Annotated in this window: 3 protein-coding genes; all 3 read left to right on the top strand. The window is 60.5% G+C overall.

The window, feature by feature from the left end; genetic code table 11:
• The first annotated feature begins 326 nt into the window (after positions 1-326).
• From DVK07_RS19495 to DVK07_RS19485, 3 genes are read left to right on the top strand one after another with little or no spacing between them, the layout of a single operon-like run.
• Positions 327-563 carry a hypothetical protein gene (locus tag DVK07_RS19495; protein WP_233565532.1) on the top strand — a complete coding sequence of 79 codons (237 nt, stop codon included), beginning with the start codon at positions 327-329 and terminating at the stop codon, positions 561-563.
• Positions 556-774: a hypothetical protein gene (locus DVK07_RS19490; RefSeq protein ID WP_121598511.1), complete on the top strand. Its 219-nt coding sequence runs from the start codon at positions 556-558 to the stop codon at positions 772-774. The genes DVK07_RS19495 and DVK07_RS19490 overlap by 8 nt, the downstream gene beginning before the upstream one ends.
• The gene (locus tag DVK07_RS19485) at positions 767-949 is read left to right on the top strand and encodes a hypothetical protein (protein ID WP_121598510.1); all 183 of its coding nucleotides are present in this window, start codon (positions 767-769) and stop codon (positions 947-949) included. The genes DVK07_RS19490 and DVK07_RS19485 overlap by 8 nt, the downstream gene beginning before the upstream one ends.
• The last annotated feature ends 102 nt before the right edge of the window (positions 950-1,051 follow it).

The following is a 1,051-nucleotide window of genomic DNA, read 5'->3' as shown; positions in this document are numbered from 1 at the left end:
TCACCCTCAGCAGGCTCGACATCGCGTCGGTTCATCTGGCGGATCTGTGCCGTCTCGATCGCTCGCGGGCCTTCCGTGTCGTGGAAGTCCGGAGCGCTACCGTTTTGGGGTCGGATTGTGTCTGTCGTCATTGCTGTCTTCCAGGCAGCGCGGTCGTCGGTGTGTCCGCACCGGCGACCAGTCCGTTTCTGGCCGCGTCCCGCGCTTCCTACTCTACAGTATATCAGCCATTCACTTATAGGTTGCGAATATTCGCAACATTAAGAGTATTTAGAGCGTTACGAATATTCCTAACTTACTTGGTGTTGCGAATATAAGGAACCAATATGGGTGATACCAAACCTGCCCGCATGGCGAAGTCTCGCGGGCTTATCACGGACACAGAACAGGATCGTATCTCTGGCGAAGCCGACGTCGACGACGCCAAGCGCTACCAGGCAGTCTCACGCGTCCGTCGTCGGATCCGAGAACAGCTACCCGGAGAGGTTGAGATGCTCAAGGAGCATCACCCGGAGCTGCTTGAAGAGCTCCGCGACGTCGTCTGCGAGGAGGCCGATGAGTGAGCCGGCCGACCGCCTCCGGGACGCAGCCGACCAGGTGAGCGATGCCCGGGGCGAACTCCCCGTCGACGACCTCGACGTCGACGCACCGGACGAGGCACCCACTCCCGAGGCGATCGTCGAGAAGATCGACGGGCAGCTCGGTGAGCTTCAGGTCGCGCTCCAAGAACTCGCTGCGAACGTCGACGTGATGGAGGACATCGACGATGGGTGACGATGTCGCGTACGTGGCCGGTGACGGCTACTATGGTGACGATCCTGATGACCTCGAAGGGGAGCACGACCGGCTGGAGATCAGCTACTCGGATGCGATGGAGTACGAGTTCATCGTAACAGCAACTGACGACAGCCGGATCAAGATCGAACGTCAGGAGGCCGACAATGGGTGACGCGATCGTCATCGACGAGGACGACCTCGAAGCCGTCTACCTCGACCTCGTCGACGCGACCGGCGCCGCCTCGCAGGGCAACCCGAACGAGTGCGCGTCGAA

The organism is Halorubrum sp. Atlit-26R (assembly GCF_003666015.1).
Taxonomy (GTDB): domain Archaea; phylum Halobacteriota; class Halobacteria; order Halobacteriales; family Haloferacaceae; genus Halorubrum.
Note: the sequence above shows the minus strand (reverse complement) of the source record. Positions and strands in the feature narration are given on the sequence as shown.